1 pseudogene is annotated in these 215 nt (G+C 63.7%); it reads left to right on the top strand.

Annotated elements, in window-relative coordinates:
* Nucleotides 1-57: 57 nt before the first annotated feature.
* Nucleotides 58-215 (top strand): annotated as a pseudogene (locus B1964_RS30275) (IS256 family transposase); the annotation flags it as partial.

The raw sequence follows: 215 nt of genomic DNA, 5'->3' as shown, positions 1-215 counted from the left end.
GGGCGTGTCAGATGGTCTGTGTAAGCCGTACCGAGAGGAACGGTAAGAATCATGACCATGATCGACGAGAAGAACCCAGGCGAGCCCTCGGGCCAGGACCTGGTCGAGCAGCTGAAAGCCTCAGGGCAGCTTGATTCCCTATTCGCGCAGATCGACGCGGGCGGCGTCGAGCTCACCGGTGACGGCGGGTTCGTGCCCGCGCTGGTCAAGGCCGC

Source organism: Gordonia sp. i37, assembly GCF_002043085.1.
GTDB classification, from domain to species: Bacteria; Actinomycetota; Actinomycetes; order Mycobacteriales; family Mycobacteriaceae; genus Gordonia; species Gordonia polyisoprenivorans.
Note: the sequence above shows the minus strand (reverse complement) of the source record. Positions and strands in the feature narration are given on the sequence as shown.